General features: G+C 44.9%; 22 protein-coding genes and 1 tRNA gene. 8 read left to right on the top strand and 15 right to left on the bottom strand.

The annotated features are described in order from the left end of the window. Positions 1-880, top strand: an 880-nt coding sequence (locus tag J4227_00450; GenBank protein MBS3108983.1) for a group II intron reverse transcriptase domain-containing protein, incomplete at its 5' end; no start/stop codon positions are given. A 76-nt stretch (positions 881-956) separates the two neighbouring features. On the opposite strand, the gene J4227_00445 is transcribed toward J4227_00450, so the two are convergent. Further along, complete coding sequence (locus J4227_00445) at positions 957-1,154, bottom strand: hypothetical protein (GenBank protein MBS3108982.1); 198 nt, start codon at positions 1,152-1,154, stop codon at positions 957-959. A 361-nt stretch (positions 1,155-1,515) separates the two neighbouring features. Further along, complete coding sequence (locus tag J4227_00440) at positions 1,516-1,896, bottom strand: hypothetical protein (GenBank protein MBS3108981.1); 381 nt, start codon at positions 1,894-1,896, stop codon at positions 1,516-1,518. Positions 1,897-2,006: 110 nt separating this feature from the next. Between J4227_00440 and J4227_00435 the strand changes: the two genes are divergently transcribed. After that, the gene (locus J4227_00435; protein MBS3108980.1) at positions 2,007-2,303 is read left to right on the top strand and encodes a hypothetical protein; all 297 of its coding nucleotides are present in this window, start codon (positions 2,007-2,009) and stop codon (positions 2,301-2,303) included. A gap of 298 nt (positions 2,304-2,601) precedes the next feature. Here the strand turns inward: J4227_00435 and J4227_00430 are convergent, their stop codons facing one another. From J4227_00430 to J4227_00420, 3 genes are read right to left on the bottom strand one after another with little or no spacing between them, the layout of a single operon-like run. Continuing rightward, positions 2,602-2,931 carry a type II toxin-antitoxin system PemK/MazF family toxin gene (locus J4227_00430; GenBank protein MBS3108979.1) on the bottom strand — a complete coding sequence of 110 codons (330 nt, stop codon included), beginning with the start codon at positions 2,929-2,931 and terminating at the stop codon, positions 2,602-2,604. Next, positions 2,909-3,136 carry a hypothetical protein gene (locus tag J4227_00425; protein ID MBS3108978.1) on the bottom strand — a complete coding sequence of 76 codons (228 nt, stop codon included), beginning with the start codon at positions 3,134-3,136 and terminating at the stop codon, positions 2,909-2,911. The genes J4227_00430 and J4227_00425 overlap by 23 nt, the downstream gene beginning before the upstream one ends. A gap of 31 nt (positions 3,137-3,167) precedes the next feature. Next, on the bottom strand, positions 3,168-3,338 hold the full coding sequence (locus tag J4227_00420; protein ID MBS3108977.1) for a hypothetical protein: 171 nt from the start codon (positions 3,336-3,338) through the stop codon (positions 3,168-3,170). 304 nt (positions 3,339-3,642) lie between these two features. Between J4227_00420 and J4227_00415 the strand changes: the two genes are divergently transcribed. From J4227_00415 to J4227_00405, 3 genes are read left to right on the top strand one after another with little or no spacing between them, the layout of a single operon-like run. Next, the gene (locus J4227_00415; protein ID MBS3108976.1) at positions 3,643-4,572 is read left to right on the top strand and encodes a hypothetical protein; all 930 of its coding nucleotides are present in this window, start codon (positions 3,643-3,645) and stop codon (positions 4,570-4,572) included. Positions 4,573-4,582: 10 nt separating this feature from the next. Beyond that, positions 4,583-5,413: a hypothetical protein gene (locus tag J4227_00410; protein ID MBS3108975.1), complete on the top strand. Its 831-nt coding sequence runs from the start codon at positions 4,583-4,585 to the stop codon at positions 5,411-5,413. Beyond that, positions 5,410-7,755, top strand: a complete 2,346-nt coding sequence (locus tag J4227_00405; protein ID MBS3108974.1) for a hypothetical protein — start codon at positions 5,410-5,412, stop codon at positions 7,753-7,755. The genes J4227_00410 and J4227_00405 overlap by 4 nt, the downstream gene beginning before the upstream one ends. A gap of 46 nt (positions 7,756-7,801) precedes the next feature. On the opposite strand, the gene J4227_00400 is transcribed toward J4227_00405, so the two are convergent. The 6 genes from J4227_00400 to J4227_00375 all read right to left on the bottom strand — a co-directional run bounded on the left by J4227_00400 (position 7,802) and on the right by J4227_00375 (position 12,145). Next, complete coding sequence (locus tag J4227_00400; GenBank protein ID MBS3108973.1) at positions 7,802-8,512, bottom strand: thioredoxin domain-containing protein; 711 nt, start codon at positions 8,510-8,512, stop codon at positions 7,802-7,804. Between the two features lie 155 nt (positions 8,513-8,667). Next, complete coding sequence (locus J4227_00395; GenBank protein ID MBS3108972.1) at positions 8,668-9,438, bottom strand: ABC transporter permease; 771 nt, start codon at positions 9,436-9,438, stop codon at positions 8,668-8,670. After that, the gene (locus J4227_00390) at positions 9,435-10,388 is read right to left on the bottom strand and encodes an ABC transporter ATP-binding protein (protein ID MBS3108971.1); all 954 of its coding nucleotides are present in this window, start codon (positions 10,386-10,388) and stop codon (positions 9,435-9,437) included. The genes J4227_00395 and J4227_00390 overlap by 4 nt, the downstream gene beginning before the upstream one ends. A gap of 79 nt (positions 10,389-10,467) precedes the next feature. Then, a complete protein-coding gene (locus J4227_00385) occupies positions 10,468-11,400 on the bottom strand; it encodes a hypothetical protein (protein MBS3108970.1) in 933 nt (310 codons plus the stop codon). A 150-nt stretch (positions 11,401-11,550) separates the two neighbouring features. After that, complete coding sequence (locus J4227_00380) at positions 11,551-12,066, bottom strand: hypothetical protein (GenBank protein ID MBS3108969.1); 516 nt, start codon at positions 12,064-12,066, stop codon at positions 11,551-11,553. A 4-nt stretch (positions 12,067-12,070) separates the two neighbouring features. Next, positions 12,071-12,145: transfer RNA gene (locus J4227_00375), tRNA-Glu, on the bottom strand. 824 nt (positions 12,146-12,969) lie between these two features. Between J4227_00375 and J4227_00370 the strand changes: the two genes are divergently transcribed. Next, the gene (locus J4227_00370) at positions 12,970-13,380 is read left to right on the top strand and encodes a DoxX family protein (GenBank protein MBS3108968.1); all 411 of its coding nucleotides are present in this window, start codon (positions 12,970-12,972) and stop codon (positions 13,378-13,380) included. Between the two features lie 60 nt (positions 13,381-13,440). On the opposite strand, the gene J4227_00365 is transcribed toward J4227_00370, so the two are convergent. The 3 genes from J4227_00365 to J4227_00355 form a co-directional block, all read right to left on the bottom strand. Beyond that, complete coding sequence (locus tag J4227_00365; protein MBS3108967.1) at positions 13,441-14,670, bottom strand: FAD-dependent oxidoreductase; 1,230 nt, start codon at positions 14,668-14,670, stop codon at positions 13,441-13,443. A gap of 70 nt (positions 14,671-14,740) precedes the next feature. After that, positions 14,741-15,349, bottom strand: coding sequence for a Kae1-associated serine/threonine protein kinase (locus J4227_00360; GenBank protein ID MBS3108966.1), 609 nt, complete (start codon positions 15,347-15,349; stop codon positions 14,741-14,743). A gap of 11 nt (positions 15,350-15,360) precedes the next feature. Further along, positions 15,361-15,951 carry an arginine decarboxylase, pyruvoyl-dependent gene (locus tag J4227_00355; GenBank protein MBS3108965.1) on the bottom strand — a complete coding sequence of 197 codons (591 nt, stop codon included), beginning with the start codon at positions 15,949-15,951 and terminating at the stop codon, positions 15,361-15,363. A gap of 86 nt (positions 15,952-16,037) precedes the next feature. Here J4227_00355 and J4227_00350 point away from each other — a divergent pair, with 86 nt between their 5' ends. Next, positions 16,038-16,238, top strand: coding sequence for a hypothetical protein (locus J4227_00350; GenBank protein ID MBS3108964.1), 201 nt, complete (start codon positions 16,038-16,040; stop codon positions 16,236-16,238). Positions 16,239-16,465: 227 nt separating this feature from the next. After that, positions 16,466-18,145 (top strand): arginine--tRNA ligase, encoded by a 1,680-nt coding sequence (locus J4227_00345; GenBank protein ID MBS3108963.1) that lies wholly within the window; start codon positions 16,466-16,468, stop codon positions 18,143-18,145. A 137-nt stretch (positions 18,146-18,282) separates the two neighbouring features. On the opposite strand, the gene J4227_00340 is transcribed toward J4227_00345, so the two are convergent. Further along, entirely contained in the window at positions 18,283-18,444 is a 162-nt protein-coding gene (locus J4227_00340; protein MBS3108962.1) for a hypothetical protein, read from the bottom strand. Between the last annotated feature and the right edge of the window lie 91 nt (positions 18,445-18,535).

Genomic DNA, 18,535 nt, shown 5'->3' with positions numbered 1-18,535 from the left:
CGACCCGAAAACAAGGAAGATAAGCAAATCAGATTTTCGTGACAGGGTTGTGCATCATGCTTTATGCAACATTATTGAGCCAATATTTGAAAAAACATTCATCTATGACTCTTATGCAAACAGGAAAGACAAAGGAACATTGAAAGCATTGCAAAGATTTGATTATTTCAAGAGGAAAGTAAGTAAAAATAATACAATATCTTGCTATGTATTGAAAGCTGACATAAAAAAATATTTTGAAAACATTGACCAGCAAATTCTTATTGAAATAATAAAAAAGCGGATTAAAGACAAAAATATTTTATGGCTCATTAAACTCATTCTCACCAATCATAACACCAAAGAAGAGCAAAAAGGAATGCCTCTTGGCAACCTTACTTCTCAGTTTTTTGCGAATGTTTACCTTAATGAGCTGGATTATTTTATAAAACACACTTTGAAAGTTAAGTCTTATATCCGATATGTTGATGATTTTGTTATTTTGCATAACGATAAAGAAAAGTTGGTAGAATATAAAAAACAAATAGATGAATTTCTCGGTAAAAATCTGAAAATAGAGCTTCATCCAAAAAAATCAAGGATAATAAATATAGGCAAAGGAACAGGGTATCTTGGATTTCGTGTCTTTTATCATTATAACTTGCTCAAGAAATCCAATATAAAAAAGATGAAAAGAACGCTGGAAAAATTTCATGTATTATATTCGCAAGGGGGGGGGCATTACGACAAAATTTACGAGAGTTTTCAAGGCTGGTTTGCCTATGCAGAGCATGCTAAAACTTACAAGCTGAGAATGAGGTTATGCAAAAGCATAGAAGATTATTTTCCCAATGAAATTTCCAGCATGGAAATAGACAGATGGCTAAAAAATATAATTTAATGCTAATTCTCCAAGTTAGACATTAGCTTTTGCTATTTCTAATAATTGATTTACTAATTTTACCCATTCAGGGATTTCAAGCTCTTGCTCTTCCATTTTTGACAACCTCGTTATGAATTTCAACTATCATTGTTTCTATTTTCCGATCCTTATTCATCGTTACATCCCGCAGATAAGACGAAATTGTTTTATGACCTTTTGCGGATGCATTTAATTTTATTCTCTCAAACTGAATTTCATCTACCAAAAATTTTATCAAATAATTTTTTACCACAATAAGCTTAAAGCCATGAAAATATTTACGCTTAACTCGGAGAAAAAATAGAAAAAATTAAATAATAGGATGCTTTTCTAAAATAATAATTAAAAAGAAATAGCATTTGTTTAAACTGATTTTGAATGTCGGGCCGCGGCGTCCTTTTTCAGCTTAAACGCCGGATGGCCAAAAATGGCCGTTCGGCTTAAATATAATCATAGCCACTGCTTCTTTGGGATGCTAAAATATATGCAGAAAGTAATGGGCTCAAATGAACCTCCTGTTTTAATCCTATATCCATGTTCAAGACCGCAAAATGAGAATAACTAAATAGTGTCCTGAATGAGGCAGGCTAGCGAAGGATGCGAGGGATGTGAAGCTAACACTGTCTTGCAGAAATAGATATCGGGGCAGCAGACCTATAGGTTTCGCTAGCATTTGTTTCTTTATTCTTGATTCCTAATTTATTTTCAACTTCCTCATTAACAACAGCCCAATAAAAATCAATGAATTTTTGCACCTTACTGAGTTTTATGTTTAATTTGTACATCTGGGCTTTTCCAACCTTCCTTGTCAGGAATATCCATTTATCATTAACTAATTCTTTCTTTAATTGTTTAATGCATGGATAACTTATTTTTGAATATTTCGCAATATCTTTAAGTGAATAGTCAAAATCCTGCGCTATAATCAAAAAATCAAGGACTTTATTTTTGGGTGAATATCCTTCTCTTTCCAAAAATGCGCTTTTTTCTTTCATAAACTGGTGGTAGTGGTGGTGGTATATAAAGATTTGTATTTATACCACAAGGGATATAGGTATATACCTAAAAAGAAAAGCTATATAAGCTTGCCTATCTCGATAAAGTCATGAAAGTTTACAAGAGTGATTACATAAAATACAGCAGGTTCATTGTGAGGAGGCTTCACACGGCAACCTGCTATGGCAAAGGCTCAATGTATGAGGGTAATGTTATTGCCGGACTTCCAAATGCTGCAATAGCAAAGGAAGTGCTAGAAGCATTGGTTAAGCAGCGTATCTGCGGCAAAAAAAAGAAGGAGCATGGCTGGAAATATTATCTTAATATGGAAAGATATGACAAAATCAAGGAGATAATAAAGGAGAAAGGCAGCAGTTCGATAATACCGATTCTGTTGATGCTGTAAAATAATGTGCCTTCGCTTTATCCATTCTCCCAAACATTTTTATTACCATCATTGCTAATGATTGCCATGCTCTTCGCCCTTTGGACCTCGGTCGTTCTCTTTGTTTTAGTTTTGATTTCGCTGTACGGCATTGCCAGGGGGTTCAAAACGGGGAAGATTGAATTTTACTTCAAATGGACTGGCTTAGCCAAAAACATAAAAGACACATCCTTCTGGCTTATTTTTTTGTTTCATGTCTTAATCATCATATTATCCACATTTACAATTTACTGGCTCTTTAGAAATGGCAGGCTATAATTCACTCATTCAGCCCATTTAACTTATCTACAAATGCGTCAAACACCTTTTTCTTCTTTTCTTTTGACAATGAAAAAAGGTTTTTTTCAATCATTATTTTAGAAATAGTGAATATGTAATTTAGCTTAATCACGCTGTCCTTAACAGCGCCCTCCTTTCTGGTCAATGCAATACCTTTCATCTCAAGATTGCTGGTTATTCCCGCTGCAACAACATTCCCAAATTCTTCAAACAGCACCAAAGCCGGCCTTTTCTTTATCTCAAATGTGTCAGCGAACTGCACATTGGCTAAAACAACATCCCCTGCCTTAAGCATTTTCCCATGCCTCATCTTCCTTATTATCCCACAGCTCCTTCATTTTGGACTGCTGTATCTTGTGCAGAAAAGCATCATACTGGTTGTTTTTCTTCGAATTCCTGTATAGACTGAGCATTTTTTTTATAAGCTCCGCATATGTCTGCCTAGGGTAATCCTTAGCCTCCTGCAATGATTTCAAGATTGTCTTGTCGATTTGTATTGTTGTTGCCTGAGCCATTATATATCACCTATATATACCTTATAGTTGGTTATATATAAAGCTTTGCCCTCTTTTTCCGGAATTTTTGCGTCGTCTTCCTCCCCTTCTCCTCTTCGTCATAAATCATGTCTAAGATTTCTTTCTTGATAAAGACTTTTTTGCGAAGCATTCGTATCTTTTCCTCCAAATCAATCAGTATCCACGGAATCTTCGGGCGCATAATAATTGCCTTTTGTACAATCTTCCTCCAGTCCAGCTCCTTCTCAACCAGGGCAATTGACTCAATATCCTCGTAATCCTTCTCCCTCTTGTGACAACCTTCAGCAATATCAGCCTTGTTGAAGGCATGGCCATTTTGGATGAGTCATACGGCCGCACATTGGAATGCAAAATGCCCTGTCATTTTTAGCTATTGCCGTGCAAGAATTTACACCATCACAAAGTAGTAAAGATGCAAATCTTTATATAGGGTGTTTGTTTAACACTGCTTTTGATGGGAGACGCGACAATTGGGGATAAAATTGATGCAGGAACTATATTTGGACAAGCTGCTGGATGAATTCTGGATTACATTAAGCCCTGAGGAACGCGGGCAACTCGAACGGGCTGGGAATTTTCAATGGGACCGGATTGGCAGCCCATATTTCAAGATGGCTTTTCTGGCAGGAACAGTTGAAACAATGAACCAGAGACATACTGAAGCAAGGGAAGAGAGGCTGGAAAGGCAAAGGCTTGACAGGATGGACAGCCTGTATACAAGGCTCAAGACCATGGAAATCGAGGCTGCGAAGGAGATGCATGGCGAGAACCTGGCATTTGCCAGAGAAACAGAAAAAGCCTGGAGGCAAATTGATATTGACTATAAGGCTGCCTATTTACGGGCTGTGAGGGAACATAATCTTTCCATGGAAGAAGTTGCCAGGATTGCAGTCCATAATGATAATAGGATTAGGAGCGAAGAGCTTGAGCAGCGCACCAGGATTGAAGATGAAAGAACAGGTGTCATGAAGGGATATGTAAAGGGAAGGATGAACACTGATTCCCAGATGCTTTCTGCAGCAAGGGAAACAGCTAATGCGAGCAGGGATGCTGCAAATGCGCAAAAAGAGGCTGCAGGGTATCTAAAGGAGCAGTCGCAGAAGATGCTTCCGGCCATAACAACCACAACTGAGCATTGCGTCCTTGGCGAGGGGCCTGACCATGTGGTTGTCTCATATGTGACAGCAGACGGAGTCACATCTAAGTATTGCGCATTGGCAAGATCAGCGCAGGACAGGAGCGTGCTTAGGATGAAGATACTCAACCAGAATTTATTGGAACAGGCCAACTGCCCGCTGAAGGACAGCGGCAATATTTATGAGCAAATTTTCAAGAATTTCCCAGGAGGCAGGGAAAGAGTATGCAAAATGTATGATGGCGAAATCCACAAGGGGCCGCAGGTGCCTTTGAAATGAGTGACTTAAAATGACAGACGATGCACAATTGCAACAGAGGAGTGAACTGCCGGCAAAAGTCGGGCAGGGCCTGGCCGTGATAATACAGGCTGAAAAGGACAGGATGATTGCCAACATTCCGCAGAATTCTTACCATGCCCTGAAAGTGGAGAGGGGCGACCTGGGCGACTCCCTGATTGCCCAGCTGGATGCATGGAAGTTTCAATGGGGATCATTCAATGACCTGATTGACCTGCACCGCAGGATAATTCTTTACCTGTCAAAGTCAGGGGTGGAAGGCCTCAACCAGGATGGCCTCGACAAGTTTGTGAAGTACCGCACAAGGATGGAACTGATGGAAAAAGCCGGAGAGGCGGAAATCGATGTCGAGCATACGAGAAGCAAAATATCCTCTCTTGACAATTATGTAAAACAGCTCATGGGCAACTATTATTTCATCCAGGACCCGGAAAAAAGGCATGCCAAGGCGCAGGATTTTGTTGTTGATTACCTGGCACAGATTGGCGGCAAGGACAGCCTGAAAATTGAAAACACTGTGGCAGAGCTGCCTGGCTACAAGATAGACCACATGATAAACGGGAGATTCTACCTCACGCTGATGCTGAAGGAAAAAATGGAAAGGGAATTGGAAGAGGACAGCAGGGCTACGCAAACCCTGATTGAAAAATTAAGGGAAGAAAAAGTGCCTTTGAATGACCAGGAATTTGGGGAGATGAAGGATTTCATCAGCAACCTGGACCCGACATTTGGGTCGCTGGCCTACCATGCTGTTTATGCTGCCTTCAAAATGAGGCAGGTCGAGACGCTCAAAAGGATTGGAAAAAATAGAGCAGAAAAATGAAAGATGATATCACGGGTTTATTCAGAAAACTGGACAGCCAGGCGCCTGCCCGCTCACTTGAGGGCGAATTAAGCAGGCTGGACACTGGAACACAAATTCTTATTGACCCGGAAAGGGCAGAACAGCACATCCATGAAGCCCATGGCTTGGCCTATGCAAATGACTATTCAAATTTAGTGGCCATCAGGATGAGGATTGATGCAGCCAAAAGGCTGAATCCTCCTGCCGCAGGAGGATATGAGGATGAATCCACAGAGATTGCCCTGCGGTACATAAAATATACCAGCATAAATGCGCTGGAGTCAATCCGTAAAACCGATATTGTGCGCATGCCCCCTGCTGTTCCACTTGACCAGATAACTCCTGAAACATGGCACACCCATTCACATCCATATGGCCAAAAGTGGTACCAGGACAACAAGCATCTCCTTCCTGACTTCAAAAAAATACTCGAAGAATTGAACAATGCGAAAATACTGAGCAAGGATGGAAAGGTGATTGGCTCAATTGAGGAGGCCAAAAAACAGCTCCTCGGCGCATGGCAAGGCCACCTGAAAGCCCAGGCAGATTCCGAGAAAAGGATTGACCCTGTGAAATACCTGAGGGCATATTTTCATGGCGATGGCTTATTGGAAACTGAATTGTATGAGATGAAAGGCCTTTTGGACAGCCTGTACGTGCGCCATCATCAAATGGAAATGCAGCATCACCACCAGGCGGGAAAGGGATTTTACAATAAAGGAAAATACAAAGCTGCTGCTGAATCATTCCTGACAGCAGAGAAGTGGGGATTTTCCGATATCCCTGAGCTTCAGAGGTGGAGGGCATATATACGGGAACCTGTCAGGGATTTTAAGGACCTGTTTTCCTCATTCGAGAGACTGTTTGGAAAGGCAAAAGGCACAAGGCAAGGCCATGCCCGGGATGCCATGGCTCCTGATGATGCAGATGTTCTGAATTATGCTGCAGACCTGGAAAGCATCATGAGCCAATACACGGGCAAGTTTGCGGGTGGATTTTTTGTGGAAAGTGAATATGAGCTGAGAACACGACCTTTCCATTATGGGCCGAGCGGTGATGATATTCCAAGTTCAATAAGCAGCATCAGCACACCATCACCGGAAGAAGTCCCCGAGCTGGCCCATGGGCTTCCAATATCGGCATTTATTCCAGAATTCCTGAATCTTTTGCCGGACCGAACAGGCAACCAGGAAGGAGCCGGATTATATTTGAGTATGCTAATAAACAAATATACAGGGCCTTTTGAGAACATTAGGATAGACGCCAATGACTATCATCGGCTCAGCAATTCTGCCTTTAACTTTTTGGGCACAGGGCTTTCCAAAGGCTCCCTGACATTCATAAGCAAAAGCAACCGCACAAGTGAACAACTGCGAACTGACGGCAACATGTATGGGGCATACCAGTCCGGGGGCGAAATTGCAATTACAACCTCAGGCAAAGACAGCATCGGAGTGCATCAAAGGGGCGGAAAGCTGGTTGTTAATGTGGTTATCTCTGACCTGGAAGGCACGGACTGGCCAATGCCGAATGTCGGCCACAAGATGGAAGGAGGCGAAGCAAAAGTGTCGGTTAGATATGATGGCACTCCCTCCCTTGAAAAAACTGATGTTGGTTATAAGTCGAGAATCGGAGAGTTGATGAGCGGCGGCCATATCACGCTGGAAACCGGTGAAAATATTGACAGCCTGGCGGAACTGGAAGCAGCCGAACGGGCAACTGGAGGCATCATCAGCATTTTTGGCAATATCAAAAAATCAGCAGTAGGGGCATACGCCAGCAAATTAAAGGTTGGGATTGTAGGGGATATTGGCCATTCCAAAATAGGGGATGGAGCAAGAAATTCTGAGTTCAGATTGCGGCAGGCTATTGAATATTCAGAGATTGGCAGGGGCGCTGAAGACAGCAAATTCGAGCTTTATGGCCGGACACACCAAAGCGAAGTTGCCAAGGACGCAAGATCCACAAAAGGCAATATCTGCACTTTCCGATTGAACGGCGACAAGATTTCGCATTATGGCCTGCGTCTGGGCGAGAGGCTCTCCGGCCCTGAAACTTATATTATTGTTGAGGGTACGCTGTGGCTTGGTGAAAATCAGGTGGCTAAGGATGCCACAGGAGGCCTGATCAAGCTTCTGGGCAAAAACCATTCACACAATTTTGTGAGCATAGGCCCGATCCATGGCGCCAGGGTTGAAATTGAAGGGCATGGTGGATTTAAATTTTCCCCTGACAATACAGCTGGAAGAATTATATTGGAAGGCAGGCGGTTTTACCCTTCATTCCAGTATTCTGCGCAAAAAGCGCTCGGCACTCTTTGATGGAATAAAAGACAGAAAATTTAAGAAAAAAAATAATAAAAAAATCCTATGCCAGCTTTCCTTCAATAATTGGCTTGATTTGGGCATATCCAACTGCCCCGCCAATAAGCTCATCTTCAATCAGCATTGCAGGAGTGCCCTGCACGCCTGCTTTTCTGGCCTCTGCCTGGTCTTTTGCCATTTTTGCATCTGGCCTTCCGCTTGCAAGGCAGCTGTCCAGCTCTGCGCTATCTGCGCCTGCATCAATTGCGAACTTCTTAACTGCTGCGATATCCTCAACCTGGTCCTGGTGCAGATACACCTGGTCGTGCACTTCCCAGAACTTGCCCTGCTCATTTGCGCACAGCATTATCTTCATTGCCTCGCCGCCTGTTCCATGCCCGACTGTATAGCGATAGGCAAGCCTGACCTTGCCGGTTTCCACAAAATCCTTTTCAATATTAGGCATGGAAGGCTCCCAGCTGGCATCCCTTCCTTTCATATAGCTCACCATGCTTGGCGCGCCTGCAACTGCTGCGCAGAACGGGCATGAAGGGTCAGAGTACATCACTATTGTCACAGGGGCTGAATCATCGCCCATTACAGGGTCATCATCCATCAGCAATATTTGCGATTCAGTTGAGCCTTTTTTCTCCGTGGGAAAGCCTGCCTCTCCCTTGGTTATCCTGGAATAGACATTATATGTCATCGCCAGGTTTGCCAGCGTCAGCACAAGCACAATGACAATCAGGACATTCCATAAGTTCACTTTCACCATTTCCATCCCTCCAACATGGCAGGTTTTTCCGGGCCTGCCGTCTTATTTTTAATATTTACAAATCTTGTAAAGCTTGAATTTGAGGTAGTATTAAAATGTATCCATTAACAATTGTTGAGCGTGAAAGGAAAGGCAGGGAAACGGACAAATGGCATTTAGCTCATCCTGCCGAGCTTTCCATTTTTCCTGGCATAGCGATAGCAGGCTGAGAAAAAAAGAAGAGACGCGGCAAGCCAGATTAAAGTTGTGGCTATCAGCATTGCATAATTCACCTCGGCAAGGCCGATGATGCTTTTCAGGATGTCAAACCCGTAAACAGCCGGTATGAACTTTACAATTGACTGGACAGCTTCCGGAAAAATAGAGATTGGATAATACACTCCGGACAGCAAGACCAGCAGGTCAGGGATGATGTAGGATGCTGTATAGGCATTTTCGTGGTAAATGATAATGATCCCCATGCTTAACATTCCAATGGCAATGCCAAAAATAGACAGGGAGAATATTCCAAGGACAAATAGCCACATGTTTGCAATTGAAAATGCGAATATGAGCTTGCCGATTATGAGATACAGGGCAAGCACAAAGAAAAATTTCAGCAGGCCGGTGATTATGTTGCCCAGGATAAATTCAACCATGCGGAGAGGGGATATCAAAAAATGGTTGAGGGAATGGCTCCAGTATTCCTCCATGTAGCTTGTTGTCATGTCTATCTGCATGTGGTACACCGCCCTCCATCCTGTGACGCCAAGGATGACCATTGCCACAATGCTTGCATCCCCCTGCACAAAATTGACGAACAGGGTTATTGAAAACAGGAGTATCAAAGGCCAGACTGTGACATCAAAAAGCCTGAAATAATTCCTCCACATCACAAGGATGTTCTTGTAAACCTGCGAATAGACGCGGTTGAGGAAGGCTATCATTTTTTCCCTCCGGCATCCTTGCGCATTATCTTCAGGAAGGCCTCCTCAAGGGTCGGCTCGACAAGCCTGACAGAATAAATCAAAAAATCAGACTTGGACAGGAAATCCATGACTTTCCTGACATTCCCGTAGCTGACAACCTTGACATGCACAACATCATCAACTATCCTGCTGGAGACAACGTATTTCTGCCTTTTCATTTCCCCTGCAAAATCCGCAAGCCTGTCGACGTCAACCTCAATCACCTTGTCCACCTTAATCATCTTCTTTATCTCATCAACTGTGCCCAGCGCGATTATTCTGCCTTTGGAAATCAGGGCAATCCGGTCGCAGAGCTCCTCAACCTCGTACATATTGTGGGTTGTAAGCAGGATTGCAGTGCCTTTTTTCTGCAATTCCTTTATCAGGGAACGGATCTTGATGGCAATTTCCACGTCAAGGCCGACTGTAGGCTCATCCAGAAGGAGGACCTCTGGCTCATTGAGCAATGCCTTTGCGAGAAGCAGCCTTTGCTTGTAGCCGGATGACAATTCAAGAGTGATGGTGTCCCTCTTGTCCTCAATATCAACGGACTTCATTGCAGAAGCAATTCGCGCATCCTTGTTGCCCAGGCCATAAAGCATGCAATAGTATTTTAGAAACTCGTAGACAGTCAGGCTCATGCCAATGCCGGTGAAACCCAGCACAAGGTTGATGCGCTTCTGGATTCCAGACATGTCCCTATCAACATTTTTCCCCAATATTTCAACCCTTCCTGCATTTTTTTCCAGAAGGCCGCACAGCACGCTTATGAGGGTGGTTTTCCCTGCGCCATTGGGCCCCAGCAGGCCAAATATTTCGCCTTTGCGGATGCTAAAAGACACATTGTCCAGGGCTTTCACTGTCTTCCTGCCGCGGCTGAAGATTTTTACAAGCCCCGAGATTGCAACTGAATCCGCTGTTTTGAACATAGGAGCATGACAGGCAGATTTCTTTTTAAAGATTCGCGAAAAGTGCCACATAAGTTTAGCAGAATAGATGTTTTCAATCTCAAAAAACGCCAGGCAGAAGCAGGTCATTTCTCATGAGATTATAATGCTCAGCAAGCATAACATGCAGGCGCCTTTCCAAATCAGGAAAAGCCTCCTGCCTGCCAAAGTCATCCGGAACGCCGCGCAAGTTTTCATGAATCATCTGGTCCTTGACTGCAGCGTCCAATGCAAAAAATTCCTGCCGGGCCAATGCCGGGTCCCATACTACGGGCAGATACGTCCGCAGGAGCGGTGTGTTTCTTCGCCCTGTGCCAAGGCGGCCGACAAGGTATGCCTCAGTCTTTTCCAGGGGAGTGTCCCATTCTTCTGACATCCTGTCAGCGGAACGGTATTGCATCACAAGATAAACTAGGTTGAGCCGCATTGTATGATCGTCAGGCCTGGCCTGTTGAAGCTCCAGGGGATTTGCAGCGGTTGGTTCAGGCGAATCGAACAGATTGCTTTGGCCAGGCTCTGTATTGTTGGCTTCATCAATCTGGGGGGGCACAGCCTGGCCAGGAAAATATGGGTTGTGCTGAGACAAGCGGGTGACAGCATAAGGATAAATGGTGGTTACCTTCGCAATGGCGTTGAAGGCGCGCATCTTGGCATCAACAAGCGCGTGCTGCAGCGGGCCTATTTCCCTGAGCAAGAATTTATCCTTTTGCCTTAATTTATTGACATCATCCCCTGGGTGAAACTTTCCATTGCGATGGTATAGCCTTATGTTTTTCTCAGCTGCCTTTTTCCTGAGCCATGGTCCATAGGCAGTTCCAAATGGGAGCCTCATTTTGCCGGAATCAGCTGTTGTGCCATCAGGCCTCCTCAGCATGTAGGAAAGAAAGAAAATGGGCCTTGAAAATAATTTATGCGGGAGCTCATAATGTATTTCCAGCTTAAACTCTGTGTCAGCCACAAAAAGCCCCTGTTTCATCAGTTTGTATGATTCCATCAATTTCACCCATATGCGCCCAAATGCCAATGGAAATTTTCTGCATGATTATAGCCATGCCCGCTGTGCCACTAAAAAATTCCTGCCGATCCTGCCACACCCCTTTGAGAAGGAGTAAATGTAAGCCTGCCCGCATAAAAAGCTAATGGTTTACCTGCGGGAGGAAGAGAGATGCCATAACCTTAGCATTATGATGGCAAGGCCCAATGCGTCAAGGGATATTTCAATCCAGTCTGTGCCGCGGCTGTAGATGAAGATGACAACAAAAAGTGCAGAGAGAAAATATGCAGCGGGAAAAAGCATGGCGATGACATAAGCCTTCAGGTTGGCAGGCTCGGCCAAAATCATTGATATGAACAAAGCTGCCTCCAAAGGCATTATTGCCAAGTGGACAAGCCCGACAGGGCCAAGCCAGTCCCACGAATACTGGATGGCAAACAAAATTGCAAGGGAGGGAATATAGAATATGAAAACCCTGCGCCACTTTATGCCAATTGCATAGGGCAGGAGCAGATTGAAAAAAAGGAAAACCCAGTCAAGATAAAAAAGCGCGTAGTTGGCCCGGACTTCGGTAAGGGTGCCGGACACAGCTGCAAAATAGCAGATAAGCACAAATCCAGTGACAGGAATGCTGCCAAGCACGGCTGAAATATATTTCTTCTCCATAAAATGCTCCGCCCGGGATTCGAACCCGGGTCACAGCCTCGAGAGGGCTGTATGATTGGCCGGACTACACTAGCGGAGCAAATGACACGATCATTTGATACTTGAATTAGTCTTGAGGGGATTTCGCAAAGCTCAATCCCCTGAACTCCATGCAAACGTTATGAATATTATAACTTGATTTGCGTGAGCAAATCCGTCCTTTCGGAGAAAGGACATTTTTGGATGATAGCCTTTGTTAAAAGGCTATCCGTTGACTGCACTAGCGGAGCAGATTTTTAAAAAAAATCTGGTAAAAACAAGAGAGGCATAAAGCCTCTCGACGCAATTCGCTATCATTCTAATCCCATGACTCCGTTCTGTGACGCAGTTCGGGAGACTTCCGAAGGAACGTCTCCCTACCTTCCGTGCGAGCTGAGGTCAGCTCCGCGGCAGATTTTTTAAAAAAATCTGGTAAAAACAAGAGGGACATAAAGTCCCTCGACGCAATTTACTGGTAATCGAGATGATTGCTATACGTTGATTTGCGCAAGCAAATCCGTCCTTTCGGAGAAAGGACATTTTTGGATGATAGCCTTTGTTAAAAGGCTATCCGTTGACTGCACTAGCGGAGCAAATGACACGATCATTTGATACTTGAATTAGTCTTGAGGGGATTTCGCTTCGCTCAATCCCCTGAACTCCATGCAAACGCGATATTCGCTATACGCTATAGTGAGTGATTTGCGCAGATTATGCAAAAAGAAACCGCTATTAAAGGTTTTCCTTCTTATGGAGTCATGATATTAGTAATCCACAATTCTCTGTTCCATATTCAAAGCAAAGGTTTTAATACTCCCAGGTAGTATATCAGGCTTAATTATAGGTTTGAACTGTGCATTCGGGGGTGATTTGAGAATGGCAGGAATGAGCAAATGGTTTGCAAAATGCAGTGACTGGGCGCCCACTGTCCTCAGGGTCGTGCTCGGCATTGTGTTTATTGCGCATGGTTATGGCAAATTGTGGGGAGGGGCACCTGGCATGGAAGCCTTCACCGGAATGGTGGTCGGACTGGGCATGCCTGCATTCATGGCATATGTTGCTGCCATTGTGGAATTCTTCGGCGGCATACTGGTTTTGCTTGGGCTGTTCACAAGATATGCAGCAACGCTAATTGGAATTGTTATGCTTGTTGCAATATTCCGTGCGAAGTGGGGAATGCCGCTTGTTGGTGGCTATGAGCTGGACCTGGCTTTACTGGCCATTGCAGTGGCATTGATGCTTTCCGGGCCGGGAAAGCTTTCGCTGGAAGCAACAATTTTCAAGAAGGAATGGTAATCCCATTTTTTCTTTTTTTGTTTATTTCTTGACTGAAACTTAAAAGAGATCAGAATGACATTATTTTTTCCTAAAAATGGAAAAAAGGCTGATGCTGAAAAATTTCCCCATCTTGCACCAAATCCCAAAGAACTCATTGCAGTAAACAGTCCTTTTGAGCCACCAGACCCAGTAACCTGTGTAAATCCGGCCAAATATCTCGCCAACTGCATTTCCCTGGCCGACTGAGAGCAAGAAACCCTTTGATTCAAAGGAAAACTGGAGCTGGGGCCTGTTCATTATTTTTGCAATTATGTTGAATCCTGCTATTTTTCCGCCGGAAACTGCTGATTGGGCCTGCATGGGCACAGGTGTGCCGTCCTTTGGGTTGTTGATGCAGGCAATGTCGCCAGCTGCCCATGCATCCTCCACTCCCTTGACCTGCAGGTGCTCATCAACAACTATGCATCCCCTTCCATCCTTAATGCTTTTACCTGTATCACATGGGGCTGGATTTACGCCAGCAGACAGGAAGAAAAGGCTCACGCCAAGCTTCATTGGCCCTTCAGCTGTTTCAATTTCTATCCTGCCTTTCTCATAGCTGAGGATTTTTGAGTTGTAAAGAATCTCAATGCTCCCGGATTTCAGCCTGGAAAGCACTTCATCCCGAAATGAGTCAGGGACCTGCGGCAGGATTTTGCCGGATTTTTCAAGCATGTGGATATGCACATCTTTGATTGCCTCATGATTCCCGGCCCTGGCAAAATGCCTCTTAAAATGGTCCCTTATTTCGCCTGCGACTTCAATGGCAGTTGCCCCTGCGCCAACAAAAACAATGTTGATTTGCTTCCTTGCGCTGGCGGATGCCTCATACTTTGCAGCGAGGTCATTTATCTTGTTCAGAATTCTCAGGGAATCATTGATATTCTTCAGGCAATAGACATTCTCATCAGGGATCTTAAGGTGGGAAATGGCTGATTTGTTTATCACAGAGCCCATGCTGATAAACAGGAAATCATAATTTTCATCGCCCGCGTCCGTATGCACAATTTTTTTCTCAAAATCAACTGACTTTATTTCGGCCTTCCTGAATTCAAAATTTCTTTTCCTGAGGACCGAGGGTATATCCTGTGTTACTTCAGAAGGCTCCAATAAGCCTATCTCAACTTCGGGCAAAAGGGGAGTGAAGACAAAATCAGAATGCTTGCTGATCATGACAACCTTGTGCGTTTTTTGATCAAGGTTTGCCAGGAGCTTTCTGGCTGCATGCATGCCTGCAAATCCACCTCCCAGAATTACAATCTTCGCCATTTTGTTCAGGGAAAAAGGAGCATACAGTGTTTAAATACCTATCCCTTAATTTAAAAACCTGGATGAAACTTCAGCTTCCCTTCTGCTTGTACCTGCCTCGCATTTCAACAATCTCGAACCTTGCGAGGATTTCCCTTGCGCGCCCGGCATGCCTTGAATAGCTGTCGCCAAATGCTGCAAACGCCTTTTGCCAAATCGTGTGATGCTTTGATTCAAGCGCCTGGCGGAATAAGTGCAAATCAACTGCGCGGTCCTCCACCCTTTCCGATGTATAGCTCAGGCCGAAATCCAGGAAATAAACATGCCCCTGCTTCAGGATCATGTTGGAGGTTGTCAGGTCGCCGTGGATGATGCCCATATTGTGCAGGCGCGCAACCCTTTCCCCGATCTCCCTGGCGATTGAAGTGTAATCTGAATTTTCCAGGATGTCCCTGATTTTCGGGCCCGGGATATGCTCCATGACAAGCATGCCTGATTCAGGGGTCGAGGAGATTATTTTTGGGGATGGAAATGAGCTGGACTGCAGCTTCCTCAAGATGTTTGCTTCCTTTTTTGTCCTGGCTGAGCGAAGCCGGTCGTCTATCTGGCTGAGCCTGTAGCTTTTTTTCTCACGGTTTTTTCGAACTGTTTCATTGTCCCTTATTATTGTGGCCTCAGCGCCTTTGGCTAAAATATCCATGCCATGACCACCTATGCTTTCCCTTTCTGGAGCTTTTCCACCAGGCCACGCTCTTCAGGAGGGAGGAGTATGGCAGCTGCAATCACTGTTGTCCATAGGCCGTTCTTATCGCCTTCAGCTGATTGCGTGACATTGTAGGTCTTGACTATTTTCCCGGACATTTTGAACTGCTTCTCGCGCTCGTCCCACGCTGTATTGGGGTCAAATTCCACACCCAATGTCGTTGCCAGCATTGTGGCGGCAAGGTCCTCGGCATAATCGCCCGCCTTCTCGTCTGTCTCGCCAAAAGGATGGTGCTCGGAAAGGTAGCCGTACTGGCTCGGATCAGCAGGCAGGGCATAGCCAATTGATGCGGCAACAAGCCTGTTGGGCTCGTTTGTGGCGTTCCTTGCCATGACTGCAAAGGTGATTTCACCAGGCTGGATACGCCTGACGCCCTCTTCTAGGGAAATCCGTTCACAGTTCGGAGGGTAGATGCTCGAGACTGTCACAAGATTGCATTTTTCAATCTGGGCATCGCGCAGCGCCAGCTCAAAAGACTGCAGGTAATCCTTGTGCCTGCCAACCCCCTTTGTGAAAAACATTTTATCAGGTACGTACATGCTGAGTGTATAACGGCGGCCCGCTTAAAAATCTAATCCCTGCTGAAACAAAAAATTTTTAAATAAGCTGCTTCAGATACCCGCCTATGGCAAAAGAAGAAGAATTCACTGAGGATGTGGAAGAGGAATTTGACGACGAGGATCCCTACAGCCAAAAAGGCAGGAAAGAGATGAGGGACGACGATGAGATATCCTCTGAAGAGGAAGGCTTCCTTGAGGGCTATGACGAGGCAGAAGAGGAAGGCTACAAGGAAAAGGACGCTGGAGAAGAAGAGACAGAAGAGTGACTGCGGCTGAGGATTCTTACAAATTGCCCATTTAATGGATGTGTTCTTATTGATTTGGTTTTACACTGGCCGTAATTTGACAGTTATAGGGTTAATGCGGTTAGATGGTTAATACAGTTTCAACCTGCTGATGGGATTAAGGTGATTTAGAAGCTGATGGCGCTTTGCCAGCAGGGGGCCTATCAAGTGTCGAAATAATTATATAGGAATAACCAGTAGCCTAGTGTATGAGCCAATATATCGGAGAGATAAAGGAAACGCTGCACAAGGCCACCGGCCTGGGAACTGAAGAGATTGCGCTGGAAGTGCCAAAAAATCCCGAATACGGGGATTATGCGTTTCCATGCTTTATCCTGGCCAAGCGCTTAAAAAAAAGGCCTGATGAAATTGCGATTGGGCTTGCGTCAAAGATGCATGCATCGGGCAACATTACAGAAATTGCAGCTGCCGGGCCGTACCTCAATTTCAAAGTCAACAAATCAGGCCTTGCTGCAGACATCATTGCAGAAATTCTCAAGAAAAAAGACCAGTTTGGAAGCAATGGCCTTGGAAAAGGCAAGAACGCGCTTATTGAGCACACAAGCGTCAACCCCAATGCATCGCCGCATGTTGGCAGGGCAAGAAATGCAATGATTGGTGACAGCCTGGCCCGCATCCTCAGGTTTGAGAAGTACAAGGTTGAAGTGCATTACTTTGTCAATGATGTGGGGAAGCAGATTGCAATGCTTGCAATTGGCTGCAGGGACAGGAAGAATGTTGATTTCAAGAGCCTGCTGGACATCTATGTCCAGATGAGCGGCGAAATGGAAAAAAACCCTGAAATTGAGAAGGAAATATTCGCGATGCTCAAGAAAATCGAGGAAGGCGACAAAAAGACAAAGGATGAGTTTGAAAAGGTCGTTGAAATCTGCATTGACGGGCAAAAAAAGATTTTTTCTGAATTCGGGATTGAATACGGCCATTTTGACCACGAGTCAAAATACCTGCGGAGCAAAAAGACCGCCGAAACCCTTGGGAAGCTGGAAAAGACAGGCAGGCTTTTTACCGACGAGGAAAACAGGAAAGTCCTGGACCTGAAGGGATTTGACATCCCGATGGAAAATCCGGTGCTTGTGCTGACGCGGGCAGATGGGACGTCGCTTTACCCGCTCAGGGACCTGACTTACCACCTGGAAAAGGCTGAAAAAAGCGAAAACAATTTTGTTGTGCTTGGCGAAGACCACAAGCTGTATTACCAGCAAATCCAGGCATCAATGAAGCTGCTGGGCATTGAAGCGCCAAAGGTCGTGCATTATTCATTCGTGCTGCTCAATGAAGGGAAAATGTCCACACGGAAAGGCAACATCGTGCTTCTTGAAGAGTTCATGGAGGAGGCAAGGAAAAAAGCCGAGCAGGAGATCAGGAAAAGGCACGGCGAAGTCGCGCATATAGCTGAATTGTCGAGGGCAATCGGTTATGGCGCAGTCAAGTATGCAATTCTGAAGGTCAGCCCGGAGAAGAATGTGAATTTTGACTGGGATTCGGCCTTGAGCTTTGAAGGGGACACAGGCCCGTACATACAATACAGCCATGCCAGGATTGCGTCCATACTTGCAAAGCACGGCAAGAAGCCAAAATCAGACATTGATGCAAAGCTTCTGACCCAGAAGGAAGAAGCTGCAATTGTCACAAAGCTGGCTGCATTCAACGAAACAATCAGCAAAGCCTGTGAAGACCTTAAGCCGCACATAATAGCCGGATATGCCAGCGAGCTTGCGCAAAGGCTCAATGAGTTCTACCATAATTGCCCGATTCTGCAGGCTGACGGGAAAACCATGGAAGCAAGGCTTGCCCTTGCCCTAAGCGTCAAGCATGCACTGAAAACGTGCCTGAATTTGCTCGGGATTGAAGCGCCTGAAAAGATGTAGAGCCGGATGAGGGTTATATTGACTGATATTCAGTATAATAACTGATAGCTTAGAAATAATAACTGGTAGATTAGAGACAATAACTGATAGCTTAGAGCTGGCGTTGGGCAATATCTGGACAATAAAAAAGGGCAAAACTACATTTGCCCGGTCTGCACGAATTTGGTCATCAGCTTCTCAATGACAATTTGAGGAGCATAGCCGCGCTGTGCGCACATTCTGATGAACTGGTCATATGTTGCCCTATCGACATTAAAGTCAAGCTTCATCTTTTGCGGGCCTTTGGGAGTTGCTGCCATGTAAATCACCTCGGATAGTGATAGCTGACAAATGCCGCGGTATATAAAGTTGAGCAACCTAAAGTTGGGCAGTTGCATTAGGCAAATGCAG

This window comes from Candidatus Woesearchaeota archaeon (assembly GCA_018303405.1).
GTDB lineage: Archaea > Nanobdellota > Nanobdellia > Woesearchaeales > JABMPP01 > JAGVYD01.
Note: the sequence above shows the minus strand (reverse complement) of the source record. Positions and strands in the feature narration are given on the sequence as shown.

What these genes read in the sequence shown, in the direction of transcription:
- J4227_00440 (MBS3108981.1), bottom strand. Translation starts at nt 1,896, where the DNA reads ATGAAAGAAAAAAGCGCATTTTTGGAAAGAGAAGGATATTCACCCAAA.
- J4227_00435 (MBS3108980.1), top strand. Translation starts at nt 2,007, where the DNA reads ATGAAAGTTTACAAGAGTGATTACATAAAATACAGCAGGTTCATTGTG.
- J4227_00430 (MBS3108979.1), bottom strand. Translation starts at nt 2,931, where the DNA reads ATGAGGCATGGGAAAATGCTTAAGGCAGGGGATGTTGTTTTAGCCAAT.
- J4227_00425 (MBS3108978.1), bottom strand. Translation starts at nt 3,136, where the DNA reads ATGGCTCAGGCAACAACAATACAAATCGACAAGACAATCTTGAAATCA.
- J4227_00420 (MBS3108977.1), bottom strand. Translation starts at nt 3,338, where the DNA reads ATGCGCCCGAAGATTCCGTGGATACTGATTGATTTGGAGGAAAAGATA.
- J4227_00415 (MBS3108976.1), top strand. Translation starts at nt 3,643, where the DNA reads ATGCAGGAACTATATTTGGACAAGCTGCTGGATGAATTCTGGATTACA.
- J4227_00410 (MBS3108975.1), top strand. Translation starts at nt 4,583, where the DNA reads ATGACAGACGATGCACAATTGCAACAGAGGAGTGAACTGCCGGCAAAA.
- J4227_00405 (MBS3108974.1), top strand. Translation starts at nt 5,410, where the DNA reads ATGAAAGATGATATCACGGGTTTATTCAGAAAACTGGACAGCCAGGCG.
- J4227_00400 (MBS3108973.1), bottom strand. Translation starts at nt 8,512, where the DNA reads ATGGTGAAAGTGAACTTATGGAATGTCCTGATTGTCATTGTGCTTGTG.
- J4227_00395 (MBS3108972.1), bottom strand. Translation starts at nt 9,438, where the DNA reads ATGATAGCCTTCCTCAACCGCGTCTATTCGCAGGTTTACAAGAACATC.
- J4227_00390 (MBS3108971.1), bottom strand. Translation starts at nt 10,388, where the DNA reads ATGTTCAAAACAGCGGATTCAGTTGCAATCTCGGGGCTTGTAAAAATC.
- J4227_00385 (MBS3108970.1), bottom strand. Translation starts at nt 11,400, where the DNA reads ATGGAATCATACAAACTGATGAAACAGGGGCTTTTTGTGGCTGACACA.
- J4227_00380 (MBS3108969.1), bottom strand. Translation starts at nt 12,066, where the DNA reads ATGGAGAAGAAATATATTTCAGCCGTGCTTGGCAGCATTCCTGTCACT.
- J4227_00370 (MBS3108968.1), top strand. Translation starts at nt 12,970, where the DNA reads ATGAGCAAATGGTTTGCAAAATGCAGTGACTGGGCGCCCACTGTCCTC.
- J4227_00365 (MBS3108967.1), bottom strand. Translation starts at nt 14,670, where the DNA reads ATGGCGAAGATTGTAATTCTGGGAGGTGGATTTGCAGGCATGCATGCA.
- J4227_00360 (MBS3108966.1), bottom strand. Translation starts at nt 15,349, where the DNA reads ATGGATATTTTAGCCAAAGGCGCTGAGGCCACAATAATAAGGGACAAT.
- J4227_00355 (MBS3108965.1), bottom strand. Translation starts at nt 15,951, where the DNA reads ATGTACGTACCTGATAAAATGTTTTTCACAAAGGGGGTTGGCAGGCAC.
- J4227_00350 (MBS3108964.1), top strand. Translation starts at nt 16,038, where the DNA reads ATGGCAAAAGAAGAAGAATTCACTGAGGATGTGGAAGAGGAATTTGAC.
- J4227_00345 (MBS3108963.1), top strand. Translation starts at nt 16,466, where the DNA reads ATGAGCCAATATATCGGAGAGATAAAGGAAACGCTGCACAAGGCCACC.
- J4227_00340 (MBS3108962.1), bottom strand. Translation starts at nt 18,444, where the DNA reads ATGGCAGCAACTCCCAAAGGCCCGCAAAAGATGAAGCTTGACTTTAAT.